Consider the following 24,866-nt stretch of genomic DNA (forward strand, 5'->3'; position numbering starts at 1 on the left):
CCAAGATGCTAGAGAATTTCACCAACGCCTTCGAACTTGTTTTCGCAGTGCGGGTCCTTGTTGCACTGATGATCGGGGTCTTGGTCGGATATTGCGTGGGGGCCATGCCGGGGCTGACATCCTCTATCGGCATGGCGCTGCTGATCCCCTTCACCTTCGAACTGGATGCGATTTCTGCGATTGTCATGCTTGTGGCAATCTATATGGCGGCGGATTACGCAGCGGGCATTCCCGCGATTCTGGTCAACGCCCCCGGACAACCCGCCGCCGCAGTCAGCGCCTTCGATGGCTATCCCATGACACTGCGCGGCGAGGCAGGAAAAGCGTTGAACCTGTCCATCATGTCCTCTGCCACAGGGGCATTCATAAGCCTGATCCTGCTTGTCATTACCGCACAGGCGATGGCGCGGGCCGCGCTGGCCTTCGGTCCGGCGGAGTATTTCGCCTTGGCTGTTCTTGGGCTAAGCCTGATCGCGGTGTTGAGCACCGGCTCAACCTTGAAGGCCCTGATCGGGCTGTTGTTCGGGCTGGTCATTGTCACGGTCGGCATAGACCCGATACGCGGCTCTTTGCGTTTCGTGGTCACACCCATGCTGATAGATGGCATCCCGTTTCTACCCGCGCTGATCGGCCTTTTCGCGCTGTCGGAAGTGTTCATCATGCTGGAGCGTGGCAATGAACGCTCACGCACCGAGCTGGGCGTCATGCGCGCCAAGCCATCACTGTCCGCCTTGTGGCCGTTTCGGCGCACGGTGTTGCGGTCGTCCTTCATTGGCTATGCCGTCGGAGTTATTCCCGGCGCCGGTGCGGCAATCGCATCGCTTGTCAGTTATGGGTTTGCCAAGCGCGCTTCCAAACCGGCGGATCGCGACAGCTACGGCAAAGGCAACCCCGACGGCGTGGTCGCGTCCGAGGTGGCCAATAACGCCGCCGTTTCCGGCGCGCTGGCCCCGCTGCTGGCGCTGGGGGTTCCCGGTTCCGCAAGTGCGGCGGTGCTGATCGGGGGGCTGACGATCCAGGGCTTGCAGCCCGGTCCCATGCTGTTTGTCAACAACCCGCAGATTCCGTATTCGATCTTCGTGTCCTTGCTGGTCGGCTTGCCGATCATGACCGCAATCGGGTTGCTTGGGGTGCCACTATGGGTCCGGCTGACCCGCATTCCCCCCGGTGCCATCGCAACGCTTGTGGCCTGCATCTGCGTATTGGGGGCGTTTGCCTCTTCCAACAACTCTTTCGAGGTGCTTGTAACCGTGGTCTTCGGGATTATCGGATACTTCCTGCGCAAGGTCGATATTCATCCGGCCCCGATCGTGCTGGCGCTGGTGCTGGGCTACATGATGGAATCCAACCTGCGGCGCGCCATGATTATCGGCAATGACAACCTGCTGTTCCTGGTGTCGCGTCCGATTGCGATTGTGCTTCTGCTGGGGGCGGTCCTTGTTATCGCGTCACCGCTTCTGGGCCGACTTCGGCGCTAGACTGGTGGCGCGCGCAACCGCGCTCCCACCCCAACCCGTCTGTCGCTTTGTCGCCGCCACCCCCGCCCCATGCGCCCTGCCGGGCCAGTCTGGACACTTATGCCAATGCAAATGAAAATCCGGTTTTGCCTTACGGCGCTGCTTGCCGGCGGCGGTGGTTGGCTGGCGCAGCAGGCGAATATACCGTTGGCCTGGCTGATCGGGTCGCTATTGGTGACAATGCTGCTGGGACTACGCTTTCCGATCACGGTGCCGCGCAAGCTGTATCGCAGCGGGCAGATCATTGTGGGGACAGCGGTTGGCCTAAGCGTTCCGCCAGAGGTGGTTGACCGTATCGGACCGCATGTGCCGACAATCCTTGCAGGCGCGCTTATCTCGATCGCGGTGGGGCGGCTGTTGGCCCCTGTTGTGGCGCGGGCGGGCAAGCTGGACCTGCGCACGGCGTTTTTCGCAATGGTCCCTGCCGGGATCTCGGAAATGGCCGATCTAGCCGCCCGTCATGGCGCAGATGCGGGCGCAGTTGCGCTGTTTCACACGTTGCGGGTTTGCTTCATTGTGCTGTTGCTGCCGACGCTGATTGTCTCGCTTAGCCCTACAACTCTGGACCTGCATTCCACCGATGGCAGTTGGGATCGCTACTTGCTGATCGCGCTGCTGACCGGGCTGGCTGCGGCCTATGCCGGCAACCGCTTGGGCCTGCCATCTGCTTTCGTGGTCGCGCCCATGATTGCTTTGGCGCTGCTATCGGCCAGCGGCGTTCTGGCCGCACGCGAACCCGCTATTCTGCTGGCTGTGGCACAAATCGCGCTCGGCCTAAGTTTGGGCGCACGGTTCCGCGCCGATACCTTGAAACGGCTTCCGCGCGCGCTGGCAGGGGGAATTCCGATCATCCTGCTGCATGGCGCGCTGATGCTGGGGCTGGCGGTGCTGGCGGCAGAGATGACCGGGCTGGCGCTGCCGGAACTACTGATGGGCTTTGCAACCGGCGGGACCGCCGAGATGGTGCTGACCGCGCAAATCGTGGCTGCCGATGCGGCCCTTGTGGCCGCCTATCAGGTCACGCGCGGGTTGCTGGGCAACCTGCTTGCCGGACCGCTTTACCGCTGGACAATCCTGCCCCGCCTTCCAAAAAACAAAGGATGACATCGTGAACTATGCCCGCCCGGCATTTGGGGACCATGCGCGCCATGCACAAGGCCGTATTCGCACGCTCGCGCCGGGTGTGTGCATAGCCTTCGTGATTGCGATGGCGGCGACCTTTCTGGGCAATCATTATGGCGCGCCGGTCATGCTGTTTGCGCTGCTGATCGGGCTGGCGCTGCATTTCCTGTCACAGACAGAGCCATGCGCGGCTGGCATAGAATTTTGCGCAAAATCGCTGCTGCGCGTGGGCATAGCCCTGCTTGGTGCCCGAATTACGTTTGACCAGCTTGCGGCGCTTGGGGCAGGGCCGCTGATATTGGTGCTGATCTGCATTCTGGCAACCATCGGTTTTGGCCTGCTTGCCGCGCGGTTACTGGGGCGCGGTTGGCGGCTGGGCATCCTGACCGGCGGGGCTGTGGCCATCTGCGGGGCATCCGCTGCGCTGGCCATTTCAGCGGTGTTGCCGCGTCATAGCAATCTGGAACGCGATACACTGTTCACGGTGATCGCAGTCACCACATTGTCGACGATTGCAATGGTCGCCTACCCAATCTTGTTTTCCAAGCTGGGGCTAAGTGACCAACAAATCGGGGTTTTGCTGGGCGCGAGCATTCATGATGTGGCGCAGGTTGTGGGCGCGGGCTATGCCGTTTCCGAAGAGGCGGGCGATACCGCCAGCTATGTCAAGCTGCTGCGCGTCGCGATGCTGCCCATTGTCGTGATCGTGCTGGGAGTGGTTCTGCGCGCCAAGGGAAGCGAACGCCAAGGCGCGGTTCCGGTGCCCCTGTTTACGCTGGGCTTTGCCGGGCTGGTGATCGTCAACAGCTTTGGCCTGGTTCCCGAACCAGCCCGCCTGCTGATGGTTGATAGTTCGCGCTGGCTGCTGGTTGCTGCCATTGCCGCGCTGGGGGTGAAGACCTCTATGTCCGCGATGTTCCGTCTTGGGCCGCGCCACAGCATTCTGGTCGTCGCGCAGACAGGTTTTCTGGCCGCGCTGGCAGTCGCGCTGCTGTTTCTTTTGCAAGTGTCATGACAACCCGACAGGAGGTCCGATGACAGACCCAATTCACCCCGCCAACCCCGATCTGGTTGCCCCGCTGCCCGGTGCCCCGGAACCGATGAGCTATCTTAGCCTGACGGCGGCAGAGGATGCAGGGTTCGGGGCCATCTCTCGGCTGCCGCGCACGCTGAAGGTGATGGCCGAAGATATCCTGTTTCGCCTGCCGGCCCCCAAGGCGCACGCACAGATCAGCGCCCTGATTGCGCGGGTGCAATCGCAGCCTGTCTCCTTCGCGCCCGGTCGCGCCCTGTTGCAGGATTTCATGGGCATTCCTTTGATGACCGACATGGCCTCTATGCGCGATGCGTTGGCCGCCCAAGGCCATGACCCAATGTTGCTGGACCCGGCCATCCCGGTAGATTTCGTTGTCGACCATTCGCTGAACGTGTTGTTCGCGGGCAATCCCGATGCCTATGCGCGCAACCAAAAGGCCGAATTTGAACGCAACGCCGAGCGGTTTGCCTTTATCAAGTGGTGCCAGCAAAGCTTCAGCAAGTTTCGCGTCATTCCGCCGGGGCGCGGGATCATGCATCAGGTGAATCTGGAATGGCTAAGCCATGTCGTAACCCTGAACCCCGACACGCAACTGGCGCGCCCCGATACCATGATCGGGACCGACAGCCATACCACCATGGTCAATGCCTTGGGCGTGCTGGGCTGGGGCGTTGGCGGCATAGAGGCCGAAACGGCTATGCTGGGAACACCGCTGGAAATGGGTGCGCCCCGCGTTGTGGGCATTCGACTGACCGGCGTCAGACCCTCAGGAACAACCGCCACAGACCTTGTGCTGCATGTGGCGGAAAAGCTGCGCGCCGTGGGCGTGGTCGGCGCCTTTCTGGAATTTCACGGCGCGGGTGTAGGGCAATTGCCGCTGGCAGACCGCGCAACCATTGCAAACATGGCCCCCGAATATGGCGCGACTTGCGCGTGGTTCCCGATTGATGCGCTGACGCTGGACTATCTGAGCATGACCGGGCGCAGCGCGCAGCATCTGGCCCGCGTTCAGGCCTATGCGCAAGCGCAGGGCCTGTGGCAAGACCCGGACACGGCGGACACGACCGACCTGAATTTTGACGAAGAGCATGTTTTCGATCTGTCCGAAGTTGTGCCAAGCATGGCCGGGCCGACCCGCCCTGACCAGCGCGTTAACCTTCGCGATGTGCCTGCCAGCTTTGATGCAAGGCTGAAAGAAGTTGCACCCGGTGCCACCGCCACCGACAGCGCTGCGCTGGATCATGGTGCTGTGGTCATCGCCGCGATCACCAGTTGCACCAACACCTCTAACCCAGAGGTGATGATTGCCGCAGGGCTGCTGGCACGCAAGGCTCGCGCGGCGGGGCTGTTGCCGCGCCCATGGGTGAAAACCTCGCTGACACCCGGCTCGCGCGTGGTGACGGATTACCTGACCGATGCGGGGCTGATGGCGGATCTGGAGGCGCTGGGCTTTCACAATGTCGGCTATGGATGTGCCACCTGCAACGGCAATTCCGGCCCGCTTGCGCCAGAGATTCAGGCAGCGATCGACCGCGACGCCCTGTGCACGGTCGCTGTGTTGTCGGGCAATCGCAACTTTGAGGGGCGCATTCATCCGCAGATCAAGGGCGCGTATCTGGCATCGCCACCGTTGGTGATCGCGGCGGCACTGGCTGGAACTGTGACACGCGATCTGGCATCCGCCCCGCTTGGCCTGGACCCGGACGGCAAACCGGTTTTCCTGGCCGATATCTGGCCCGACGCGGCGGAAATATCGGCTTTGGTCGCGCAATATGTGACCGCCGACAGGTTCCGCAAATGCTATGCATCCGGCATGGAAACAACCGACGCGTGGGATGCGCTGGATGCGCCCCAAGGCGTGCAGTTTCCGTGGGATAATGCCAGCAACTTCATTCGCCCCTCACCCTTTGCGGCCATGAAAGCGGGGGCAGACAGCGCGCTGGCCCCAGATGGACGGATTGAGGGCATTCGTCCGCTACTGATGCTGGGCGATGCGATCACGACCGATCACATCTCTCCCAATGGGGCCATTCGTGCAGACAGCCCGGCAGGGCAATATCTGCAAGCGCAGGGCACCGATCCTGCGCGGCTGGGCAATTTCGGCACCCGGCGCGGCAACCCGGAAATTTGCCTGCGCGGCATGTTCGACAACCCCTTGCTGAATAACGAATTGGTCGCGGGCATGCGCGGCAATCATGCGCGCCATGCCCCATCCGGGCAGGTTATGACCGTGCATGAAGTGTGCGATCTCTACCGTCAGACAGGCACGCCGCTGATTATCATTGCCGGGCGTAATTATGGGCAAGGGTCTTCGCGCGACTGGGCGGCCAAGGGGCTGGCCCTGATGGGGGTGCGCGCGGTTCTGGCCGAGAGCTTTGAGCGCATTCACCGCACCAACCTTGTGGGCATGGGTATTCTGCCCCTGACTTTCCCCGATGGGGTGACGCGCCATGACCTGAACGTGACCGATGATACCGAATTTGCGCTGGAATTGCCGCATGCGGGGCTAGAGGCGCGCTGCAACGTGATCTTGCAGCAGCACGGGCCGGGCAGCAGCCCGCGCCAATTTGTCCTGACCGCGCAAATCGCGTCCGAGAGCGAGGCGCAAATTCTGTCACGCAGCGGGCTGTTGCCGCATATGATGGCCAAACTCGCCTCTGTATGAACAATCCGGCCCATAGACGCATCTTGAAAGCAGTAGAAGGAGACGACGAATGAGCTTGCCCGAAACCATGCAGGTGATCGAGATCACGCGCCCCGGCGGGCCAGAGGTGTTGAAACCCGCCACACGCCCCGTGCCAACCCCGGCCGCAGATGAGGTGCTGATAAAGCTGTCCCATGCCGGGGTGAACCGGCCCGATGCATTACAGCGCGCGGGCGCCTATGACCCGCCCAAGGGAGCGTCTGACCTGCCCGGTCTGGAAGGGTCTGGCACAGTGGTTGCCGTTGGCGCACATGTAACACGCTGGAAACCCGGCGACCGCGTCTGCGCCCTGTTCCCCGGTGGCAGCTATGCCGAATATGCCACCACGCATCACGGGCAGGTGTTGCCGGTTCCTGGCACAATGTCCTTGCGCGACGCCGCTGGCCTGCCAGAGACGTTCTTTACTGTCTGGTCGAACGTGTTCATGCGTGGCGCTCTGAAAACGGGCGAGACGTTCCTTATTCACGGCGGTTCCTCGGGCATTGGGACAACCGCCATTCAACTAGCGCGGCTGTTTGGTGCATCGGTCTTTGCCACCGCTGGTTCCGCTGAAAAATGCGCCGCCTGTGAAAAGCTTGGCGCGACGCGCGCAATCAACTACCGCGAAGAGGATTTCGTGAAAGTCGTCAGCGAAGCGGGCGGAGCGGATGTTATCCTCGACATGGTGGGAGGCGACTACATCAAACGAAACCTGCGCGCATTGGCGGAGGATGGACGATTGGTCCAGATCGCCTTTCTGACGGGTCCCAAAGCCGAAATCAATTTCGCGCCGCTGATGATGCGCAGGCTTACGATTACCGGGTCAACCTTGCGACCGCAATCAGATCAGGCCAAGCACGACATTGCGCAGCAACTGGAACAGTGCGTCTGGCCGGCGCTTGCAGAGGGCCAGATCGCCCCGGTCATGGATCGCGTCTTTGCGTTGCAGGATGCGTCGGATGCGCATGAATTGATGGAAAGCTCTGCGCATATTGGCAAGATATTGCTGGAAATCACCGCGCAATAATGGCGCAGCCACGCCCAGCAACCGGGCGGTTTTGCCCGGTTGCCGGGCGTGGTTACGGCTCTGGCTGGCCCGCAGCGCCCTCTGTCTTATGTCGCCGCCAGCATTGTATGGTCGAAATTCAGCCGAGCGTGGAATCGCGCCAATTCGTGCTCAGAAGGCGTTTGCCCCGAGAATGTCTGAACATATCCCGGAACCCGTGCCATGCGGGTTGACGGATCTTCCCTGACTTGCATCGAGATATAGCCAATCTGTGTCAGGTAGACGGTGCGCGCGCGCACATCCGCGTCATGCGGTGCGTAGCCAAATCGTCCGAACATTGCGCCAATAGCCGCAAGGCGGACCTCATCGGCAGAGTTAACCCGTGCCATAACGGTATCTGATTGATGCGCCCAACCGCGCACCGCAAAATCCAGTTGTGGTTCGAATACGTCGCTGTCGTGGAAAACCACGATCAGGTTCAGGACCGCTTCGGTGATTGTCTGGGCATAGGCGGTGCAAGCGGCGATGAACGCCCCGGTATTCTTGGCCTCCCAATCCTCCAGCAGGGCCTCTAGCAACGCCTGCCGGTCCTTGAAGAACCAGTAGAAACTGGTGCGCGACAGCGCAAGCTGACTGGCCAGCGGCTGGATCTTCACCGCGTCTAGGCCGGTTTCGACAAAGGCCTGCTTTGCCGCGGCCAGCCAAACTTCGCGCGAGCCGCGCCAGCCTGTTGTTTTGTCGGTTTGGCCGCCAGTGGGCTCTGTGTTGGTCATGGGACCACATTATGCGTCTTCTGATCTGCTCGACAAGTGAAATATTCACCTGTGTTCTTTTTATTGACATTGGTGAACATTTTGGATGAGTTTCGCAAAAACCTGCGGAGTGAGCCATGTCAAACGATCCTCTTTTCCAGCCCTATCGCCTGAAACACCTGACGCTGAAAAACCGGCTGATGATTTCGAGCCACGAACCTGCCTACCCAGAGGACGGGATGCCGAAGGATCGCTATCGCGCCTACCATGCGGAACGCGCCCGCGCCGGGGTGGCGCTGACCATGACCGCCGGGTCTGCCAGTGTCGCGCGCGACAGCCCGCCCGTGTTCAACAACATTCTGGCCTGGAAGGATGAGGTGGTGGGCTGGATGAAGGCGCTCACCGACGAATGCCACGACTATGGCTGTGCCGTGATGATCCAGCTTACCCATCTGGGCCGCCGCACACGCTGGGACAAGGCGGATTGGCTCCCCGTCGTTTCTGCCGGGCACGCGCGCGAACCGTCGCATAAGGCATTTCCAAAAAAGGCCGAAGACTGGGACATTTCCCGCATTATCGAAGATTACGCTGATGCCGCCGAAAGGATGCAGGCAGCGGGGTTGGACGGGATCGAATTGCAGGCCTACGGGCATTTGATGGACCAGTTCTGGTCGCCCCTGACGAATGATCTGGATGGTCCGTATGGCGGCAGCTTGGACAACCGTCTGCGGTTTACCTTTGACACGCTGCGCGCGATCCGTGATCGCTGCGGCCCCGATTTCATTGTAGGTGTGCGCTACACCGGGGATGAGGACCTGCCCGGCGGCCTGACCCGCGAGGATGGCTTGGAAATTTCGCGCCGTCTGAAAGACAGCGGCATGGTCGATTTCCTGAACGTCGTTAAAGGCCATATCGACACCGATGCAGGCCTGACCGATGTGATCCCGGTGCAGGGCATGCGTAGCGCGCCGCATCTGGATTTCGCGGGCGATATTCGCGCGACCACGCAATTCCCCACCTTCCATGCGGCAAAAATTCAGGACGTGGCCACCGCCCGCCATGCTATTGCCAGCGGCAAGCTGGACATGGTCGGAATGACCCGCGCGCATATGGCCGACCCGCATATCGTCGCCAAGATATTGCGCGGAGAGGAAGACCGCATTCGCCCCTGCGTGGGCGCGAATTACTGTCTGGACCGTATCTATCAGGGTGGCATGGCTTTGTGCCTGCACAACCCCGCCACCGGGCGCGAGTTGGAACAGCCGCATGTGGTGGGCAAGGCCGATACGCCGCGCCGCGTAGTCATTGTCGGCGCTGGCCCCGCCGGGCTGGAAGCCGCGCGCGTCGCGGCAGAGCGCGGGCATGATGTGGTCGTGCACGAGGCCGCCAATGACCCTGGCGGACAGGTGCGGCTCACCGCGCAGACGCCGCGGCGGGCAGAGATGATGCAGCTTATTAAATGGCGGTTTGCGGAATGCGAGCGCATGGATGTGGAGTTCCGGTTCAACAGCTTTGCCGATGTGGAGAGCGTGCAGGCGAGTAGCCCAGATGTGGTTATCATCGCCACGGGTGGGCTACCGCATACCGATGTGCTGGAGGCAGGAAATGAGCTTGTTGGATCGGCATGGGATATTCTGTCGGGCGATGTCGCACCGGGCGAAAACGTGCTGATCTATGACGATGCAGGCGACTATGCGGCGCTGCAAGCCGCCGAGAAGATTGCCGCGACCGGCGCGAGGGTCGAGGTCATGACCCGCGACCGCAGCATCGTGCCCGAAGTCATGGCCATGTCGCTCACACCATCATTGCGCATTTTGCAAGCGCAGGATGTCACCTTTACCGTGGCTTGGAAGCTGGATTCCGTGGCGCGCGAGGGCAACAAGTTGGTTGCCACCATCGGCAGCGACTATGGCGGCGCAAGCCGCACTCGAGAGGTCGATCAGGTTATTGTTAACCACGGCACGCGCCCGCTGGATGATCTGTATTTCGACCTGCGGCCTTCCTCGACCAATCTGGGAGAGGTCGATTACGAAGCCCTCGTCGTGGGCACCCCGCAGCAGGTGCAGCGCAACCCGGACGGCGCCTACCAACTGTTCCGCATTGGCGATGCCGTAGCCGCGCGCAACACCCATGCCGCCATTTATGACGCCCTACGCTTGTGCAAGGTTCTATGATTGGGGCCGCCGCAACCGTGCCCAGATTTGCAAAGGCCACGGCGGGGTGTGCGGCTCTTAGCCGTTAAAGCTTGGTGGCGTGGTCCCGGCGAGTGTTGCCATATGCCACGCCAGACATTGATTGGAACTAAGCACCGGCAGCCCGCTTTCGCGCGCAAGCGGTTTCAGAATGCCAAGCGTGCGCAGGTTGGTGCAGGACAGAAACACCCCGTCAAGCGGTGCTTGGCGGACCAATTCGCGCACCGCATCCGCGATGGACTGCGGCGCGATCCGTGCGACCTTGCTCTCGACTTCCTCACCGAAAGACAAGGTGGCGGGAACAGTAATTCCTGCGGCTTCAAATGCCGCGCGGATCGGCTCTGCAACCGGTGCGATATAGGGCGACACAATGCCGACACGGCGCAACCCAAGATCGTGGCACTGCGCCAAGGCAGCGCTTAGCGGGTCGGTTACAGCGCGCGACGCGACCGCCCCGGCCACAAGGTCACGGACCCGCTCCACACCGATAAGAGTAGCGCCTGATGTGCAGGCATAGGCCACAACATCCAGCGGGGCGGGCAGCAACCCGGCGGCGGCAGGAAGTGTAGCTTCCATCCGGGCAATACTGTCGGGCGTCAGTTCTGCACCAGATGGCACGCGGCTGACAAAAAGACTTGCAGCGTCTGGCGCGAATAGTCGGCGGAAATCCTGCTCTATGGTTTCATCAACCTGAAGAACGACAAGCCCAAGGCGCGGCAGGGTGTCGTCCTGCACCTCATAGGGAAATGGGGTCATGATAGCACCTCTGGCAGTTCGGCAGGCGCGCGCGGGGACAGCAACTCTGCCCCGTCCTCGCGCAGCACTATGTTTTCTTCATGCACCATGATGCGTCCGTTACCAAGAACGCAGCCCGGTTCCAGCGTCAGCACCATGCCCGCCCGCAGAGGGGTCTTGTCCAGCGGCGTAAAGGAAGGCCATTCCGTCAGGGTTACGCCAAGTCCGTGGCCTAGCCGTCCGCCGGACGCGGGCGCACCACGCGCATCCAGACCTTGACACAGCAGCGCATGCACATCGCAAGCGCGCAGGCCGGGGCGCAGGCCGGGGCGCAGGGCGCTCAGCGTGTCCTCGGTTGTTTGCCACAGCGCATCATACGCAGAACGTGCGGCATCCGATGCGATGCCAATGGCGAAATTCCGGTCGAAATCGCAGAAATACCCGTCTTTGACCGCGCCCGTATCCAGCATAAGCACGTCACCACGCTGCAAGGGTTGCGCACCGGCAGGTGAAATCACATCGCCGTAGCCGTCCTGCCCTGCGCCACCGGCGACATAGCTGACCCAATCTGCGCCTTCTTCCAGAAGCGCGATCTGGAAATCGCGGAAGATATCGGCCAGCGAGCGCCCCGCTGCCGCCAAGCTCGGCACCCGCGCGAAGGCGCGCGCCGCGATGGTGCAACTGCTGCGAATGCGGTCAATCTCGGCTTCGGATTTTACTTCGCGCACGCGCTGAACGATGTCCGTGGCATCCACGAAGCGGCGTGGCGACAGCCGTAAGCGCAGCGTCTCGAAATCCGCAAGCGGCATGCGCAGATGCGTCTCCAGCCCCATCGGCACACCGATCAGCCCCTGCGTGGCCAGCGTTTCGGACAAGGCATCGGCCAACAGGCTAATCCCGTCATCGGCAGGGTCTGGCGCTTGCCATGTGCGGATGTCCGTCACCCATGTGCGGCCCATCAACTCTGCCCCGATAGACGGGATCACCGCGATCGGGCCACCAACCTGCGGGACGATCACGAACCACGGTCGCGCAGGGCTTTCCCAAAACCGCGTCAGGAAGCCCGTCGTGTAGAACAGGTCGGCGGGGGATGTCAGCAAAAGCGCGTCCAGCCCTTTCAGGGCCATACCTGCCTGAAGCCGCGCCACCCGGTCGCGATACTCTTGCGCCGGGAAGATCAGCGAGCGGTCAGCCATCTTCCGGGCCTTCGCTCAGAATGGCCATGACGCGCGCATCTTGCGGCAAGTCCAGACCGCCCAAAAGCGCCGCGATCCCTGCTGCACCGGACGGCGTCGTTGGCAAACCATGCTCTGCCAGCAGCGCCACCGCGCCCAGCGCGTCCGCATCGGAAATCGTGACAAACATATCGGCATCGCGCGCCAGACCTGCCAGCGCAATCATAGAGGCCGTTTTGCAGTCAAGCCGCCCCATGCAGGAAACCGGGCCATGCGTATCCTGTAGCTTGCCCGCCCGCACCGCTTCGATCAGGGCCGGGGCGGCATCGGGTTCCACCACGATGATCTGCGGGCCATCGCCCCAAACAAGCCGCGCATAGGCGGCCACAGCGGCTGCCAACCCGCCAACACCGGCCTGCACCAGAATATGGGTCGGGGGGTGTTCGATCTGTGCCACCGCTTCGGCGGCCAGTTGCAGGTAGCCTTCCATCACACGCAGCGGTATTTCGGTGTAACCGGGCCAGGAACTGTCTGACAGAAGCGTCCAGTCATTGGCCTCGGCGGCCTTTGCAGCCGCTTGCATGCTGGCCTCATAATCGTCGCCTGCGCGCATGACCTCGGCGCCCTTGGCGCGCAAACGGGCGGCAAATGCCTCTGGCACGGTGTCAGACAAGACAATGACGGCGCGCGCGCCGAAAAGCTGCGCCCCGGCAGCAACAGACATTCCATGATTGCCAGCACTGGCGGTAATATAAACCCGCTCTTGCAGGGCATTGCGCAGATCGGGCGCCTGTGTCGCCGCCGCCTCGCGGGCGATGACATAGGCCGCCCCAAGCGCCTTGAAACTGCCCAAACCCATTCGGGCACGTTCGTCCTTGATCCATAGCTCTGCGACCCCCAGACGGGCCGCCAGATCATGGTCCTTGCGAAGCGGTGTCTGCGCATGAGCGGGGCAGCGTTGCAGCAGGTGGGCCACATCCTGGGCATCGGATAACGGGAAAGTATCGAACCCCTCAAGCCCGGTGCCGCGCCATGGGTTCTTCAATTGCTGGCTCATGTTGTCTCCACTGTGCTTGCGCGCAGCCTAACGCAAGGGGGGCGGATACGACGAGAGAAAAGGGCAGCATCAGACCGTTTTCCAAGCTGTTTTTGGCTATGGGCGCGCTATTGCGGCATGGCGTTGCGGCACCAACAGGCAAGCGCACCAATCCGTCCCCGACAGATCACCACCGCAGCAGGCGCGGCCCCAGCGCGGCTCCAGCCAGCACGACGACGGCGATTGCGCTTGAATAGGCCGGCAGCACGAACAAGACCATGTCCTTGTTGCAATAAAGGGAATAGACCGACGCTGCGGCACCTCCAGCTACAAGCCCGGCCAGTGCGCCGGTCAACCGTGGGCTTGTCGTGGCCCCAGAGGACAGCGCCCAAAGCACGCCGCCCAACATTGGAACAGCCAGCACAGGGACAGACAGCAGGCACACCCACAGATCGGGAATCGAAAGCGCATGCACCAAAGCGGACTGGCCCTCGCGGGCCAAGAACACGGAAAACACCCCCAACGCCACGGCAATGACCGCGCCCAGAAGGACACCGGGTATCTTCTGCGACGATGCCGGGTGGACCGTTGCCACAGCCACAGCCATCGCCAAGGCAACCAGCACCACGGGGCCCAACGTCTTTAGCACCGCGTAGGACGACATTGCCGCCACGATGTCCGGCCTTGGCCCCCAGAACAAGGCAAACGCACAAAGTGACACCGCAACGGCCAGCGGCAGCGCGCGCCACAACAGGGACGATACCTTGGGCTGGGGCAAGGTATCGACGGCCAGTGCAGAGATCAGCTCTTCGGTCTTCATTCGATCATCCTTTTCCGCAGTCGGGCCACGGATTTCAACGCCCGGTGCAAAGCAACGCGCACCGCGCCTTCGGACATTTTCAGCCGCGCTGCCGTTTCGGCTGTGGTTTCGCCTCTTAGGCCAAACGCGCGCACCAGGTCAGCTTCGCGTGGTTCCAATGCGCTCAGAACCTTTTCCATATCGCGCCCCATAGTCGGGTCCGGTCCGTCAACGGCAGGCAATCCTTCGGCAAAATCATCTATCGACATCTCGACGCGCGACCCGCGCGCCCGAAACGCGTCGACAACCTTGTGGCGTGCAATGGCATAAAGCCAAGGGCGCAGGGGCTGATCCTCGCGCCATGTGTGCCGTTTGCGGTGAATGGCCAGCAGCACATCCTGCAAGACATCCTCGCACCCTTCGGTCCCAAGGCCGGATCCACGCGCCCGCACCACCTTGCGCAGGATCGGTGTGATCGCAGTCAGAACACGATGGTAGGCGACCGCATCGCCGCGATTGGCCGCGCGCATCAAATCCTCCAGAGGGTCTGTGTCGTTCATTCCCGTTTCAACCCTCTGTTCGGAGCGCACCTGTAAGAAGTTACATCACATGTTCTGCGTATATCTAGAAAGGACTGCGCAGTCACGCGTGTTCACGTCCGCGTGTCCTGCGTAACGGTCGCCCGGACAGGGCCGTAACGCTTCGTGGGATTGCAACAAAGCGCCCTTCAACTGGAGTTTGACAGATGACCATGAAAACCCTCGCCCTTCCTTTGGCCGCCTCGCTGGCAACAGCTCTGACTTTGGCCGGTGGCCATGCGCAGGCGCAATCCGCGGACATGGAAAAATGCTTCGGTATTTCACTCGCTGGCGCGAATGACTGTGCAGCCGGCCCAGGCACAAGCTGCGCCGGCAGTTCGACCGTGGATTATCAGGGCAACGCGTGGACGCTTGTTGCCGCTGGCACCTGCGCGGATATCGAATTGCCCGCGATGGCGGATGGCTCTGACCGCATGGGTTCGCTTGAAGCATTGGACCGCGACCTGCCACCCGCATGACGCAGGGCATGGGGCAGGGCAACCGTCCTGCCCCAATTCATCACGAGAAGGGCCAACAGGATGCAGACGTTACCGCATAGCACCGGGCTAGGGTTCAAACCTGAGCATTTCCATGACCTGATGGGTAGACCCGGCGCAGTCGGGTTTCTGGAAGTTCACGCTGAAAACTACATGGGTGCGGGTGGCGCGCCCCATGCAATGCTGACGGCCATTCGCGCCGACCATGCGCTTTCGATCCATGGGGTCGGGCTGTCGATTGGCGGCGCCGACGGTTTGAACCGCGAACATCTGGACCGGCTGCGCAAACTGCTTGATCGCTACGAACCCGCCAGCTTTTCCGAACATCTGGCATGGTCCAGCCATGGCGCGGAATGGTTGAACGACCTTCTGCCGCTTCCCTATACCGATGAAACCCTCGCAACGATCTGCAACCATATCGACGAGGTGCAAGAGCACCTTGGGCGCAGGATGCTGCTGGAAAACCCCGCCACCTATGTGACCTTTGCGCAGTCGACATGGTCGGAAACCGATTTTCTGACCCAGATCGCGCGGCGCACCGGCTGCGGGCTGTTATTGGATGTGAATAATGTCTTCGTTTCCGCCACCAATCACCGTTTCGACGCGCGCGCCTATCTTGCGGCGTTCCCGCTCGATGCTGTGGGCGAAGTGCATTTGGCCGGGCATGACAGCGAAGAATTACCGTCTGGTCCGTTGTTGATAGACAGTCACAGCGCGCCTGTCGCCGATCCGGTCTGGGCGCTGTATGCCGAGGTGCTGGACCGCGCCGGGCCGCTGCCCACGCTGATCGAATGGGATACGGATATCCCTGCGCTGGACGTGCTGTTGTCGGAAGCCGCGCGTGCGGCGGTGCTTCTGGACCAAGCTCGATATCGGGGTAAGCAAGGCCAAACCGATGCAGCCTGAGTTGACACATGCCCGGATGCAGCACGAGTTTCGGGCTTCGCTGAACACCGATGGCGCGCCTGACGGGCTGATCGCCCCCGACCCGTCAGAGGTGGCCGAGCGTTTCAAGGTCTACCGCAACAATGTGCTGCATAGCCTGACATGCGCCTTGGCCGCGCGGTTTCCGGTGGTCAAACAACTTGTCGGAGCAGATTTCTTTGCCCCTCTGGCGCGGGCTTATATTGCAGCATCGCCACCGCAAAGCCCTGTGCTGTTGCGCTGGGGCGACAGCTTTGCCCCGTTCCTTGACGGGTTCCCACCGGTTGCGCATTTGCGTTTCCTTGGGGATGTCGCGCGGCTGGAATTTGCCCGTGGAATGGCGTGCCATGCGGCGGATGCAGATCCGATCTCTCCAGATGCGCTCTCCGTTGCGAACCTGGAGCAGCTTCGCCTGAAGCTACATCCGGCGGTTACGCTGTTCAAGGCATCTACTCCGGCCGTGCAAATTTGGCACCGGCATCAGCCCGGAGCGGAGGCAGCTTCGCTTACACCTGGCCCGGACTATGCGGTTATCGCGCGGAGGCCGGATTTCACCATCCTTGTAGAACAGGTTGCCCCCGGAACCTTCGCCGTTCTGTCCAGCCTGCGCGGCGGCGCAACCCTTGGTGACGCCGCAGCCGAAGCAGATCCAACCCCGGCCCTGACGCTATTGTTGCAACATGGCCTGATTTCCGATGCACAGAAAGGACCACCCGCATGAGCCAGTCCATCGACACGCCTGCACCCCAAGGGGCGCTGAACCGCAGTAAAGACCTGATCTGCAAGATCAATGCGCTTGGTGGTCATGTCCCCTATGACTTGGTCGCGCTCTTCGCGCGGATCGCGCCTGCCTTGGTTTTCTGGCAATCCGCGCGGACAAAAGTGGAGGGGTTCACGATCAACGATTCGACCTATTTCCTGTTCGAGCATGTTTATGCCTTGCCGGTGATTCCGCCTGCCTTGGCCACGGTGCTGGCCACTGTCGCGGAACATGTGCTGCCGGTTCTGCTGGTGCTGGGGCTGCTCTCGCGCCTGTCGGCTTTGGGGTTGCTGATTATGACCGCGGTGATCCAGCTTTTCGTGTTCCCCGACGCATGGGTCACGCATGCCCTTTGGGCGACCGCATTGCTTGTGATCCTGATGCGCGGGCCGGGGCGGCTGTCGCTCGATCATCTGCTTGGGCTTGAGAACCGAACGGCGAAACCCTGATTGCGACCAAGAGTTTCACGCGCGGGACCCTTGTGTCCGGCGTAGACCTGTAGTGACGGCTCAGCGGCAAAGCGACCAATCTGCAACGGCGCTGGTTGATGACAAAGCCACGTCCGACCAGCACGAACTTCGTGGCGCGGTCATGGCAAGCGCGGTCAGCACAACATGGGCGCACTACAGGGTATCAAGAAAATCCTGCACAAGCGCGTTGAACATGTCTGGCTTTTCCATATGCGCGGCATGGCTTGCGCCGGGGATGACTGCCAATTCGGCCCTCGGTATGCCCGCCCATAACGCATTCACCTGCGGCCAGCGATAGGATCTGTCCTGATCGCCCCAGATGATGCGGCAGGGCATATCAATACGCCAAAGCGCATCGTGTCCATCCCAGTCACGCATGGCAATCAGTGCATTTTCGGCCGCTTGTGGCTTTGCTAGCCGAGCAATGTCGCGGGTCGTAGGATAGCCCTGCGCGGCGGTTCCATCGCGGAACCACGTCGCGCTTATCCGGTCTGCCGTGGCTTGCACGCCCTCAGACTTTAGCCGCGCCATAGAGGTTTCAATAGGCTCAAACCGGTCCGGCATCAGCCCCAATGGCCCGGTGCCATAAAGCGCCAGCCCATCAATGCGCCCCGGATGCCGCGCGGCAATCTCTTGCACGATCATGCCGCCCATGCTGTGGCCCAGAAGCGTAAACGTCTCGATGCCCAGCCGGTCAACGCAGTCCATCACAGCGGCGGCAAAATCGGCAATGCGGCTTGCGCCGGGCAGAAATGCGGATTGCCCAAAGCCGGGCAGGTCTGGCGCGATCACGTCATGCGTGGCTGAAAACGCAGCCATCTGGGCGGACCATTGCGCGCTTCCGCCAAGATAGCCATGCACCAGCACCACGGGCGCGCCTGTCCCCGCACGACGGTAAGGCAGGTCCATCAACGCACCTGTTCCGGCAGCCACAAGGCGGCCTGCGGGAAGGCGATCATGACACCCACCAGAACCACCAGCGCCGCGATGAAGGGCAGGCTTCCGACGATCACATCCGGCACCGAGACCTTGCCCCTGCTGATGCCGGAAATGACATACAGGTTCAGCCCGACCGGTGGTGTCAGAACGGCGATCTCCATGGTGATGGTGTAGATGATTCCGAACCAGATCAGGTCGAACCCGGCGGCCAAGATAAGCGGGATGATAACCGGCAGCGTGATGAAGGTCATCGACACCGGTTCAAGGAACATGCCCAGAGCGATGTAGAACAGGATCACCAGCGCCAGCACCATGTAGGGCGACAGCTCGAATGCCAGAAACAGCGATGTGACCTGTTGCGGCACGCGGTAATAATTCAGCACAAAGCCGAACAACACCCCCGCCGACAGCAGCAGCCCCAGATAGCCCATGGTGCGCATGGTGGCCATCAGCGCTTCGACAAAGCCTTTCCAGCGCAGCCCGCCCACGCCTACGGCCAGCGCAACAGTGACAAGTGCCGCAATGGCGGCGGCTTCGGTGGGCGTGGCGATGCCTCCATAGATGGACACCGTAATCACCCCACCGATCACGATGATCGGCCCCAGCGACACCGCGATCTGGATCAGCGCCAAGCGCGGGCCGGTGTCGCGGTCTGGCACATGGCTTGGGTGCAACTTCGCCCAGATCAACACCACGATCACGAACAGCGTGGCCAGCAGCAGGCCCGGAATGACCCCGGCCATGAACAACTGCCCAATGGACTGGTCGGTGACGATCCCGTAAAACAGCAGGATCAGGCTGGGGGGCAGTAGAACGGACAACGTGCCGCCCGCAGCCAGAACGCCGCTGGCAAGCCGCCGGTCATAGCCCAGCCGCAGCATTTCCGGCAGGGCCACACCGCCAATGGTCAGCGACCCCACCATGGACGACCCTGACACCGCGCCAAACCCCGCGCAGGCGCCGATGGACCCATAGGCCGCGGACCCGCGCACTGGCACACCGCGATGCAGGAACATATACAGGTTTGCCCCGATATTTGACCGGCTTATCAATTCGCCAAGAAACACAAAGAGCGGCACGGCCAGCAGGATGTAATTGATCCATACCCCCCACAGCTTTAACTGCGCCGATACCAGCGAGGTGTTGAAGGTCTGGATTTGCCACAGGAAGGGCAGGGACGCGGCGGCCAAAGCGAAGGGTATGGGTAGCCCCAGCCCGATCAGAAGAATCAGCAGGCCAAGCAGGCCAAGCGCGACTTCATACCATTCCATCGGACACGTCCTTTGAAGGGGGTGGGCGCAGTGCGATCTGCAACAGTCGCAACGTTGCGTATAGGGTAAACACGCACAGCGCGACTGCGGCGACACCCCAGAACAGGTAGCGCGGCCAGCTCAGGATTTCCGAGGACGAGCCGGAATTGAACGCCCGAATCGTGGCGTTAATCGTGGTGATGGAAAAGAATACTCCGATCAGCGCCATGATCGTGCCGTTCATCAGCGCGATCAGCTTTTGAAGGGACGGGCTGAACGCGTCCGTCACCAGCGTCACGCGCGGATAGGAATCCTCGCGCATGGCATAGGCCAGCCCGACCAGTGCCACCGGGAACAGCAGCAGCGCTGTTGCTTCTGTCACCATGCGGTCAGGCTGGCCGATCACATAGCGCATAAAAACACCGTAGCTGATCCAGACCATCTGGATCACGATAATCGCAGACCCAAGCGCGGCCAGCGCGACCACGACCCATTCCACGGCTTTCGTGGCCTTGTCGATCATGTTGAGCATGTGACCCTCTTGGTCTGGGCGTAATTGGCACTTTGGGCCTGACGCCATGCTCTGGCGTCAGGCCCGGTTTCGGTTATTTCTGATGCGCGGCGAACAGGTCGCGGATCTGCCCAGCCATCTCTGGCCCGCAGGCGGCATCCACTTCCGGGGTCCATTTCGCGGCGATATCCGCAATCATCGCGTTGCGCTCTTCGGCGGAAATGGACACGGCTGCGCCGCCACCCTTCATCACGGCATTGCCGACCTGCCCGTCGATCCAATCCTCATAGCGGGGCTGAAGCCAGATTTCGGATTCCGCGCCTGCTTCCAGCAACGCGGTCTGGTCGGCTTCGGACAGGCTGTTGAAGCGGTCAAGGTTCATCATATACTGGATGTTGCCGTAAAACAGGTTGGCGTTGACCATATAGGGCATGACGTTCCACAACTGCCAAGAAGAATAGGTCGCAACGCCCATATTGATGCCGTTGACCACACCACGCTCGGCGGATTGGAACACCTCACCCGGCGCGATGAACACGGGCTGGCCACCCCAGCTTTCGATCATCATGCTGACCAGCGGCCCGATGGAACGAACAAGCTTGCCGTCCAGATTGCTCAGGCTGTCGATCGGTCCTTGGAACCACCATTCCTGGTCGTAGGAATAGTTCGAGTTAATGACCGGGATCAGCCCGACATTCGCCGCTTCGGGCGCGATCATTTCGGCATAGGCGGCATCCAGCCCGATCTGGTCGGTCAGGTCAATCGCCGCTGGGTAAAGCGAGGTCACGCGGTAGCAGGGCAGGCGGGTATCGGCGGAAATCCAGGCAATATCTGCCACGCCGCCCTGAATGGCATCGACCCCATCGGACCAGCCATGCAGGGTAGAGGAGGGGAAGATATCGACCGTCAGCCGACCGTCGGTTTTCTCGGCCACCAGTTCAGCGAATTTGGCAAAGCCCTGATAGCGGATGTCGGTTTCATTGACATAGGTGGACAGGCGGATGGTTTCGGCCTGCGCGGTGCTGGCCAGAACGGCACCGCCCAGTGACAGGGCAAGCAATTTGGGGAACATTGTCATGGATCGTCTCCGTTGTTGAACTTGGGGTGGTGGGCCGCTCAGGCGGCCTTCTGGGTGTTGAAAAGATGGCCATAGGCGAACAGCGCGACAGAACCGCCAGTATGCAGGAACACCACGCGGTCGGTTTTCTTGAACGCCCCGGCGCGGACCATGGCGACCAGCCCGGCAAAGCCTTTTCCGGAATAGACCGGGTCCAGAAGAATACCCTCTAGCCGCGCCAGCAGCAGCATTGCATCGACCATGTCTTGCGTGGGTTGGCCGTAACCGGGACCAACCTGTTCATCGAACGCGACCACCATCTCGCGCGGCAGATCACCCCGCGCGCCGATCAGGTCGGCGGTGCGCTGCGCCAGCTGATGCACGTTGTCGATTTGCTTTTCGCGCGGCGCGCGCACCGAATAGCCTGTCACGGGAATGGGCGCATTCATCGCAAACAGTCCGGCCAGAAGCCCCGCCTGCGTGCCCGCGCTGCCCGTGGCGTGGACGATATGATCTATCCGCAAGTCCGCGGCATCGGCTTGGGCCACCAGTTCCTCGGCGCAGGCGGCGTAGCCCAGCGCACCGACGGGGTTCGACCCCCCACCGGGGATGACATAAGGCTTGCGCCCCTGCGCGCGCAGCGTATCGGCCAGCGCCTCGGCTTCGGCATTCATGTCCAGACCTTCAGGACGAAACTCGAAGCTGCACTCCATCATCACGTCCAGCAGCACATTGCCGGCATCCTCGTAATCCGCGCCCTGATTGGTCACGCGCCGTTCAAGAAGCGCATGGCAGGCCAGCCCGGTGCGGCAGGCGGCTGCGGCGGTCTGGCGGACGTGGTTGGATTGCGTGGCCCCTTGCGTCACCAGCGTGTCGGCCCCCTGCGCCAGTGCATCAGCGACCAGAAATTCCAGCTTGCGGGTTTTGTTCCCGCCAGAAGCGAGGCCCGTGCAATCATCGCGTTTGATCCAGATTTCCGGCCCGTCAAGTTCGGCAGTCAACCGGTCGAGCCGCTCCAGAGGGGTTGGGAAATGACCAAGCCGATACCTTGGAAACCGTGCAAGATGCATTGTGTTTGTCCTGTCCTATTCACATCAATATGTGGATCACGGAATTTACCCTTGTTCAAATGCCAATAAGTGACATAAATATGCATTATTTGCATGTTAGGCGGGTCAATGCGGCTTGAATGGATCGAAGATATTCTGGCGGTGGCTGAGAATGGGTCTTTCCAGACCGCGTGCGAAAAGCGCAACGTCTCACAGCCGGCGTTTTCGCGTCGGATACGTCAGATCGAACATGCTTTGGGCACAACGCTGTTCGACCGAAGCACTCGCCCCGCCCGGCTGTCACCGCATATTCATGACCAGCTTGACCGAATGCGCGACCTGTCTGCCGGGCTGCGCGATCTGGCCGCAGCATTGCAAGACAGCGAGGGGACAAGGCGACGCCGCATCGTCATCGCGTCGCAACATGCGATTGCAGCGACATCCACCCCTGAAATCATCGGCAGCTTTGCCGATCTTGACATCGATACACGGCTGAGATCCGCCAATCGCGATGATTGCCTTGCACAGATCATGACTCGGCGCGCCGATATCGCCTTCATTCACGACGTGATGGGCGCCGAAGAAATACCCGGTTCGGACTTTCTTGAAATCGCGACGATTGGCGAAGAAACATTGATCCCCGTCTATGCGGGCGACAAGCTGGACGTTCTGAACGAGGCATATAGCCACGGGGAATTGCCCGTCATCGCCTACCCGTCTGACGTGTTTCTGGGGCAGGTGCAAAGGCGCATGATCTTTCCGCGCCTGATGCGCGTGGGCCGGGTCCGTCCCCGGCTTGAAACTGCGCTGACACTTGCCGCACTGGAATTTGCGCGCACCGGCTTTGCCATTGCATGGATACCTGAACCCCTTGCCAGAGACGAGATCAGGGACGGACGGTTGGTCGATCTGCGCGCAACGCTGCCGGCCGTTCCGATGACATTGATCGCCGCCCGACTCAGCGACACGGTAACACCGATTGTCAGCGATGTATGGGAGCGGATCATCGCAAGCGTCCATTCCCGAACAGCATTGGCGATATCTTGAGGGTTGCGCTGCTTGGCCGGATACCACCCCCAGCAGGCAAAAAAATCAGCGCAACGGACCACGCATGATCTGGTTCGGCGCGATTTCTGCACAGGAAATGAGCAGTTTCACGCAAGCGCCAGGATCATGCGCGCGTTGCTCTGACGGCAGGATAACAGGACGAAATCCGTAGAAAATCGCTATTTCTCAAATTCTTGCGCTTGGAATCCAATGGCAATGCCCAACGCCGCGCTGAAATTTTACGGCCTTCCAAAAATTTTACCATCTGGTCAGATATCGTGAACTGTGTTGGATTGTAGGAAGTAGCCAACGGGAATCAGCCATGACGACACCGCAGCGAAGCGACGGAGTGCAGCCGGGACGGCTGGCGCGATCCGCCTTAGATGAGAACTTCCGCGATGCTTATCCGCCACTTGATGCTCATGAAGCGATCGTGGCTGCGGACAGATGCTATTTTTGCCATGATGCCCCTTGCATCACGGCCTGCCCGACCGAAATCGACATTCCGCTTTTTATTCGGCAGATTGCGACGGGCACATCCGAAGCCGCCGCGCGCACGATCCTGACCCAGAACATTCTGGGCGGCATGTGCGCCCGCGTCTGCCCTACCGAAACGCTTTGCGAGCAGGCTTGCGTGCGCGAAGCCGCCGAGGGCAAGCCTGTCGAGATCGGGCAGTTGCAACGCTATGCGACCGATACGCTGATGGGTGCGGGTGTGCATCCGTTTACACGCGCCACCCCCACCGGCAAGACCGTAGCGATCGTGGGTGCCGGTCCCGCCGGGCTGGCCTGCGCGCACCGCTTGGCAATGTATGGCCACGACGTTGTTATCTTCGAAGCCCGGTCAAAGGGTGGTGGTCTGAACGAGTTCGGGATCGCCGCCTATAAATCGACCTTGGATTTCGCCCAGCGCGAATTGGAGTGGTTGTTGCAGATTGGCGGGATCGAGATTCGCCACAACCAGCGGCTTGGGCATGAGATCAGCTTGCAGGGTCTGCGGGAAGCCCATGACGCGGTTTTCCTTGGTATGGGGCTGGCCGGTGTAAACGCTCTTGGCGTTCCCGGCGAAGATAAGATTCATGCCGGGGATGCCGTGGATTTCATTGCAGAGCTGCGTCAGGCAGAGGACCTTGCGTCGCTGCCCATTGGCCGGCGGGTGGTGGTTATCGGCGGCGGCATGACCGCGATAGATGCAGGCGTTCAGGCCAAACTTCTGGGCGCGGAAGACGTCAGCATTGTCTATCGTCGTGGTCAGGATGCGATGTCCGCGTCCCGGCACGAACAGGAACACGCGCAGCGCAAGGGTGTGCGCCTGATCTGCAATGCAGCACCTGTGGGGATTGAGGGCAATGGCAGTCTGACGGGTGTGAGGTTTGCTTATACCGAGACCCATGACGGCAAGCTTGTTGTCACCGACGACACCTTTACCCTACCCGCTGACCAAGTATTCAAAGCTATCGGCCAGACGCTTGCCGGAGTGCCGGACGCGCTTGAGCTTGCCGGGCGCAAGATCGCTGTCTCTGAAACCGGCGCGACCTCGGTCAAGGACGTCTGGGCCGGGGGCGATTGCGCCAGCGGCGGCGATGACCTGACCGTGACCGCCGTTGCAGAAGGGCGCGATGCGGCAGAGGATATTCACCGCCGCTTGATGATGTGACACCCGTCCCGGACTTGATCCGGGACCCCGATGACCAAGAGGCCCCGGATCAGGTCCGGGGCGCGACACGCAAG

At 61.3% G+C, this 24,866-nt stretch carries 23 protein-coding genes; 12 read left to right on the forward strand and 11 right to left on the reverse strand.

The window, feature by feature from the left end; all coding sequences use genetic code 11:
* Positions 1–5 precede the first annotated feature (5 nt).
* From M3N55_RS09540 to M3N55_RS09560, 5 genes are all read left to right on the forward strand, one after another.
* Complete coding sequence (locus M3N55_RS09540) at positions 6–1,478, forward strand: tripartite tricarboxylate transporter permease (protein WP_249058309.1); 1,473 nt, start codon at positions 6–8, stop codon at positions 1,476–1,478.
* A gap of 105 nt (positions 1,479–1,583) precedes the next feature.
* A complete protein-coding gene (locus tag M3N55_RS09545) occupies positions 1,584–2,621 on the forward strand; it encodes an AbrB family transcriptional regulator (RefSeq protein ID WP_249058311.1) in 1,038 nt (345 codons plus the stop codon).
* 4 nt (positions 2,622–2,625) lie between these two features.
* Positions 2,626–3,654, forward strand: a complete 1,029-nt coding sequence (locus M3N55_RS09550) for a YeiH family protein (RefSeq protein WP_249058312.1) — start codon at positions 2,626–2,628, stop codon at positions 3,652–3,654.
* A 19-nt stretch (positions 3,655–3,673) separates the two neighbouring features.
* Positions 3,674–6,340, forward strand: coding sequence for an aconitate hydratase AcnA (acnA, locus tag M3N55_RS09555; RefSeq protein WP_249058313.1), 2,667 nt, complete (start codon positions 3,674–3,676; stop codon positions 6,338–6,340).
* 49 nt (positions 6,341–6,389) lie between these two features.
* The gene (locus M3N55_RS09560) at positions 6,390–7,385 is read left to right on the forward strand and encodes an NAD(P)H-quinone oxidoreductase (RefSeq protein WP_249058314.1); all 996 of its coding nucleotides are present in this window, start codon (positions 6,390–6,392) and stop codon (positions 7,383–7,385) included.
* 86 nt (positions 7,386–7,471) lie between these two features.
* On the opposite strand, the gene M3N55_RS09565 is transcribed toward M3N55_RS09560, so the two are convergent.
* Positions 7,472–8,137, reverse strand: coding sequence for a TetR/AcrR family transcriptional regulator (locus M3N55_RS09565; protein WP_249058315.1), 666 nt, complete (start codon positions 8,135–8,137; stop codon positions 7,472–7,474).
* Between the two features lie 116 nt (positions 8,138–8,253).
* Here M3N55_RS09565 and M3N55_RS09570 point away from each other — a divergent pair, with 116 nt between their 5' ends.
* A complete protein-coding gene (locus M3N55_RS09570) occupies positions 8,254–10,290 on the forward strand; it encodes an NADH:flavin oxidoreductase (protein ID WP_249058316.1) in 2,037 nt (678 codons plus the stop codon).
* Between the two features lie 57 nt (positions 10,291–10,347).
* Here the strand turns inward: M3N55_RS09570 and M3N55_RS09575 are convergent, their stop codons facing one another.
* The 5 genes from M3N55_RS09575 to M3N55_RS09595 all read right to left on the reverse strand — a co-directional run bounded on the left by M3N55_RS09575 (position 10,348) and on the right by M3N55_RS09595 (position 14,613).
* Entirely contained in the window at positions 10,348–11,064 is a 717-nt protein-coding gene (locus M3N55_RS09575; protein ID WP_249058317.1) for a maleate cis-trans isomerase family protein, read from the reverse strand.
* The gene (locus M3N55_RS09580) at positions 11,061–12,239 is read right to left on the reverse strand and encodes a M24 family metallopeptidase (protein WP_249058318.1); all 1,179 of its coding nucleotides are present in this window, start codon (positions 12,237–12,239) and stop codon (positions 11,061–11,063) included. Before M3N55_RS09580 ends, M3N55_RS09575 begins: the two co-directional genes overlap by 4 nt.
* On the reverse strand, positions 12,232–13,275 hold the full coding sequence (locus M3N55_RS09585) for a pyridoxal-phosphate dependent enzyme (RefSeq protein ID WP_249058320.1): 1,044 nt from the start codon (positions 13,273–13,275) through the stop codon (positions 12,232–12,234). Before M3N55_RS09585 ends, M3N55_RS09580 begins: the two co-directional genes overlap by 8 nt.
* Positions 13,276–13,441: 166 nt before the next feature.
* Positions 13,442–14,074 (reverse strand): NrsF family protein, encoded by a 633-nt coding sequence (locus tag M3N55_RS09590; protein WP_249058321.1) that lies wholly within the window; start codon positions 14,072–14,074, stop codon positions 13,442–13,444.
* Positions 14,071–14,613, reverse strand: coding sequence for a sigma-70 family RNA polymerase sigma factor (locus M3N55_RS09595; protein WP_249058323.1), 543 nt, complete (start codon positions 14,611–14,613; stop codon positions 14,071–14,073). Before M3N55_RS09595 ends, M3N55_RS09590 begins: the two co-directional genes overlap by 4 nt.
* 185 nt (positions 14,614–14,798) lie before the next feature.
* Here M3N55_RS09595 and M3N55_RS09600 point away from each other — a divergent pair, with 185 nt between their 5' ends.
* The 4 genes from M3N55_RS09600 to M3N55_RS09615 are packed head-to-tail and all read left to right on the forward strand — an operon-like array spanning position 14,799 to position 17,261.
* A complete protein-coding gene (locus M3N55_RS09600; protein WP_249058325.1) occupies positions 14,799–15,110 on the forward strand; it encodes a BufA1 family periplasmic bufferin-type metallophore in 312 nt (103 codons plus the stop codon).
* Between the two features lie 60 nt (positions 15,111–15,170).
* Positions 15,171–16,034 carry an MNIO family bufferin maturase gene (gene bufB / locus M3N55_RS09605; protein WP_249058326.1) on the forward strand — a complete coding sequence of 288 codons (864 nt, stop codon included), beginning with the start codon at positions 15,171–15,173 and terminating at the stop codon, positions 16,032–16,034.
* Positions 16,024–16,773 (forward strand): HvfC/BufC N-terminal domain-containing protein, encoded by a 750-nt coding sequence (locus tag M3N55_RS09610; protein ID WP_249058328.1) that lies wholly within the window; start codon positions 16,024–16,026, stop codon positions 16,771–16,773. The genes bufB and M3N55_RS09610 overlap by 11 nt, the downstream gene beginning before the upstream one ends.
* A complete protein-coding gene (locus tag M3N55_RS09615; protein WP_249058331.1) occupies positions 16,770–17,261 on the forward strand; it encodes a DoxX family protein in 492 nt (163 codons plus the stop codon). The genes M3N55_RS09610 and M3N55_RS09615 overlap by 4 nt, the downstream gene beginning before the upstream one ends.
* Positions 17,262–17,435: 174 nt before the next feature.
* Here the strand turns inward: M3N55_RS09615 and M3N55_RS09620 are convergent, their stop codons facing one another.
* From M3N55_RS09620 to cuyA, 5 genes are all read right to left on the reverse strand, one after another.
* Entirely contained in the window at positions 17,436–18,191 is a 756-nt protein-coding gene (locus tag M3N55_RS09620) for an alpha/beta fold hydrolase (RefSeq protein ID WP_249058333.1), read from the reverse strand.
* Positions 18,191–19,492 (reverse strand): TRAP transporter large permease, encoded by a 1,302-nt coding sequence (locus tag M3N55_RS09625; RefSeq protein ID WP_249058334.1) that lies wholly within the window; start codon positions 19,490–19,492, stop codon positions 18,191–18,193. Before M3N55_RS09625 ends, M3N55_RS09620 begins: the two co-directional genes overlap by 1 nt.
* Positions 19,479–20,003 (reverse strand): TRAP transporter small permease, encoded by a 525-nt coding sequence (locus M3N55_RS09630; RefSeq protein ID WP_249058336.1) that lies wholly within the window; start codon positions 20,001–20,003, stop codon positions 19,479–19,481. The genes M3N55_RS09625 and M3N55_RS09630 overlap by 14 nt, the downstream gene beginning before the upstream one ends.
* Before the next feature lie 73 nt (positions 20,004–20,076).
* Positions 20,077–21,060, reverse strand: a complete 984-nt coding sequence (gene dctP, locus M3N55_RS09635; protein WP_249058338.1) for a TRAP transporter substrate-binding protein DctP — start codon at positions 21,058–21,060, stop codon at positions 20,077–20,079.
* 38 nt (positions 21,061–21,098) lie between these two features.
* Positions 21,099–22,109 (reverse strand): D-cysteate sulfo-lyase, encoded by a 1,011-nt coding sequence (gene cuyA, locus M3N55_RS09640; protein WP_249058340.1) that lies wholly within the window; start codon positions 22,107–22,109, stop codon positions 21,099–21,101.
* A 108-nt stretch (positions 22,110–22,217) separates the two neighbouring features.
* Here cuyA and M3N55_RS09645 point away from each other — a divergent pair, with 108 nt between their 5' ends.
* On the forward strand, positions 22,218–23,135 hold the full coding sequence (locus M3N55_RS09645; protein ID WP_249058342.1) for a LysR family transcriptional regulator: 918 nt from the start codon (positions 22,218–22,220) through the stop codon (positions 23,133–23,135).
* A 322-nt stretch (positions 23,136–23,457) separates the two neighbouring features.
* Positions 23,458–24,792: an NAD(P)-dependent oxidoreductase gene (locus M3N55_RS09650; RefSeq protein WP_249058343.1), complete on the forward strand. Its 1,335-nt coding sequence runs from the start codon at positions 23,458–23,460 to the stop codon at positions 24,790–24,792.
* Positions 24,793–24,866: the final 74 nt, after the last annotated feature.

The sequence above is a fragment of the Roseinatronobacter domitianus genome (genome assembly GCF_023336755.1).
Taxonomy (GTDB): Bacteria; Pseudomonadota; Alphaproteobacteria; order Rhodobacterales; family Rhodobacteraceae; genus Roseinatronobacter; species Roseinatronobacter domitianus.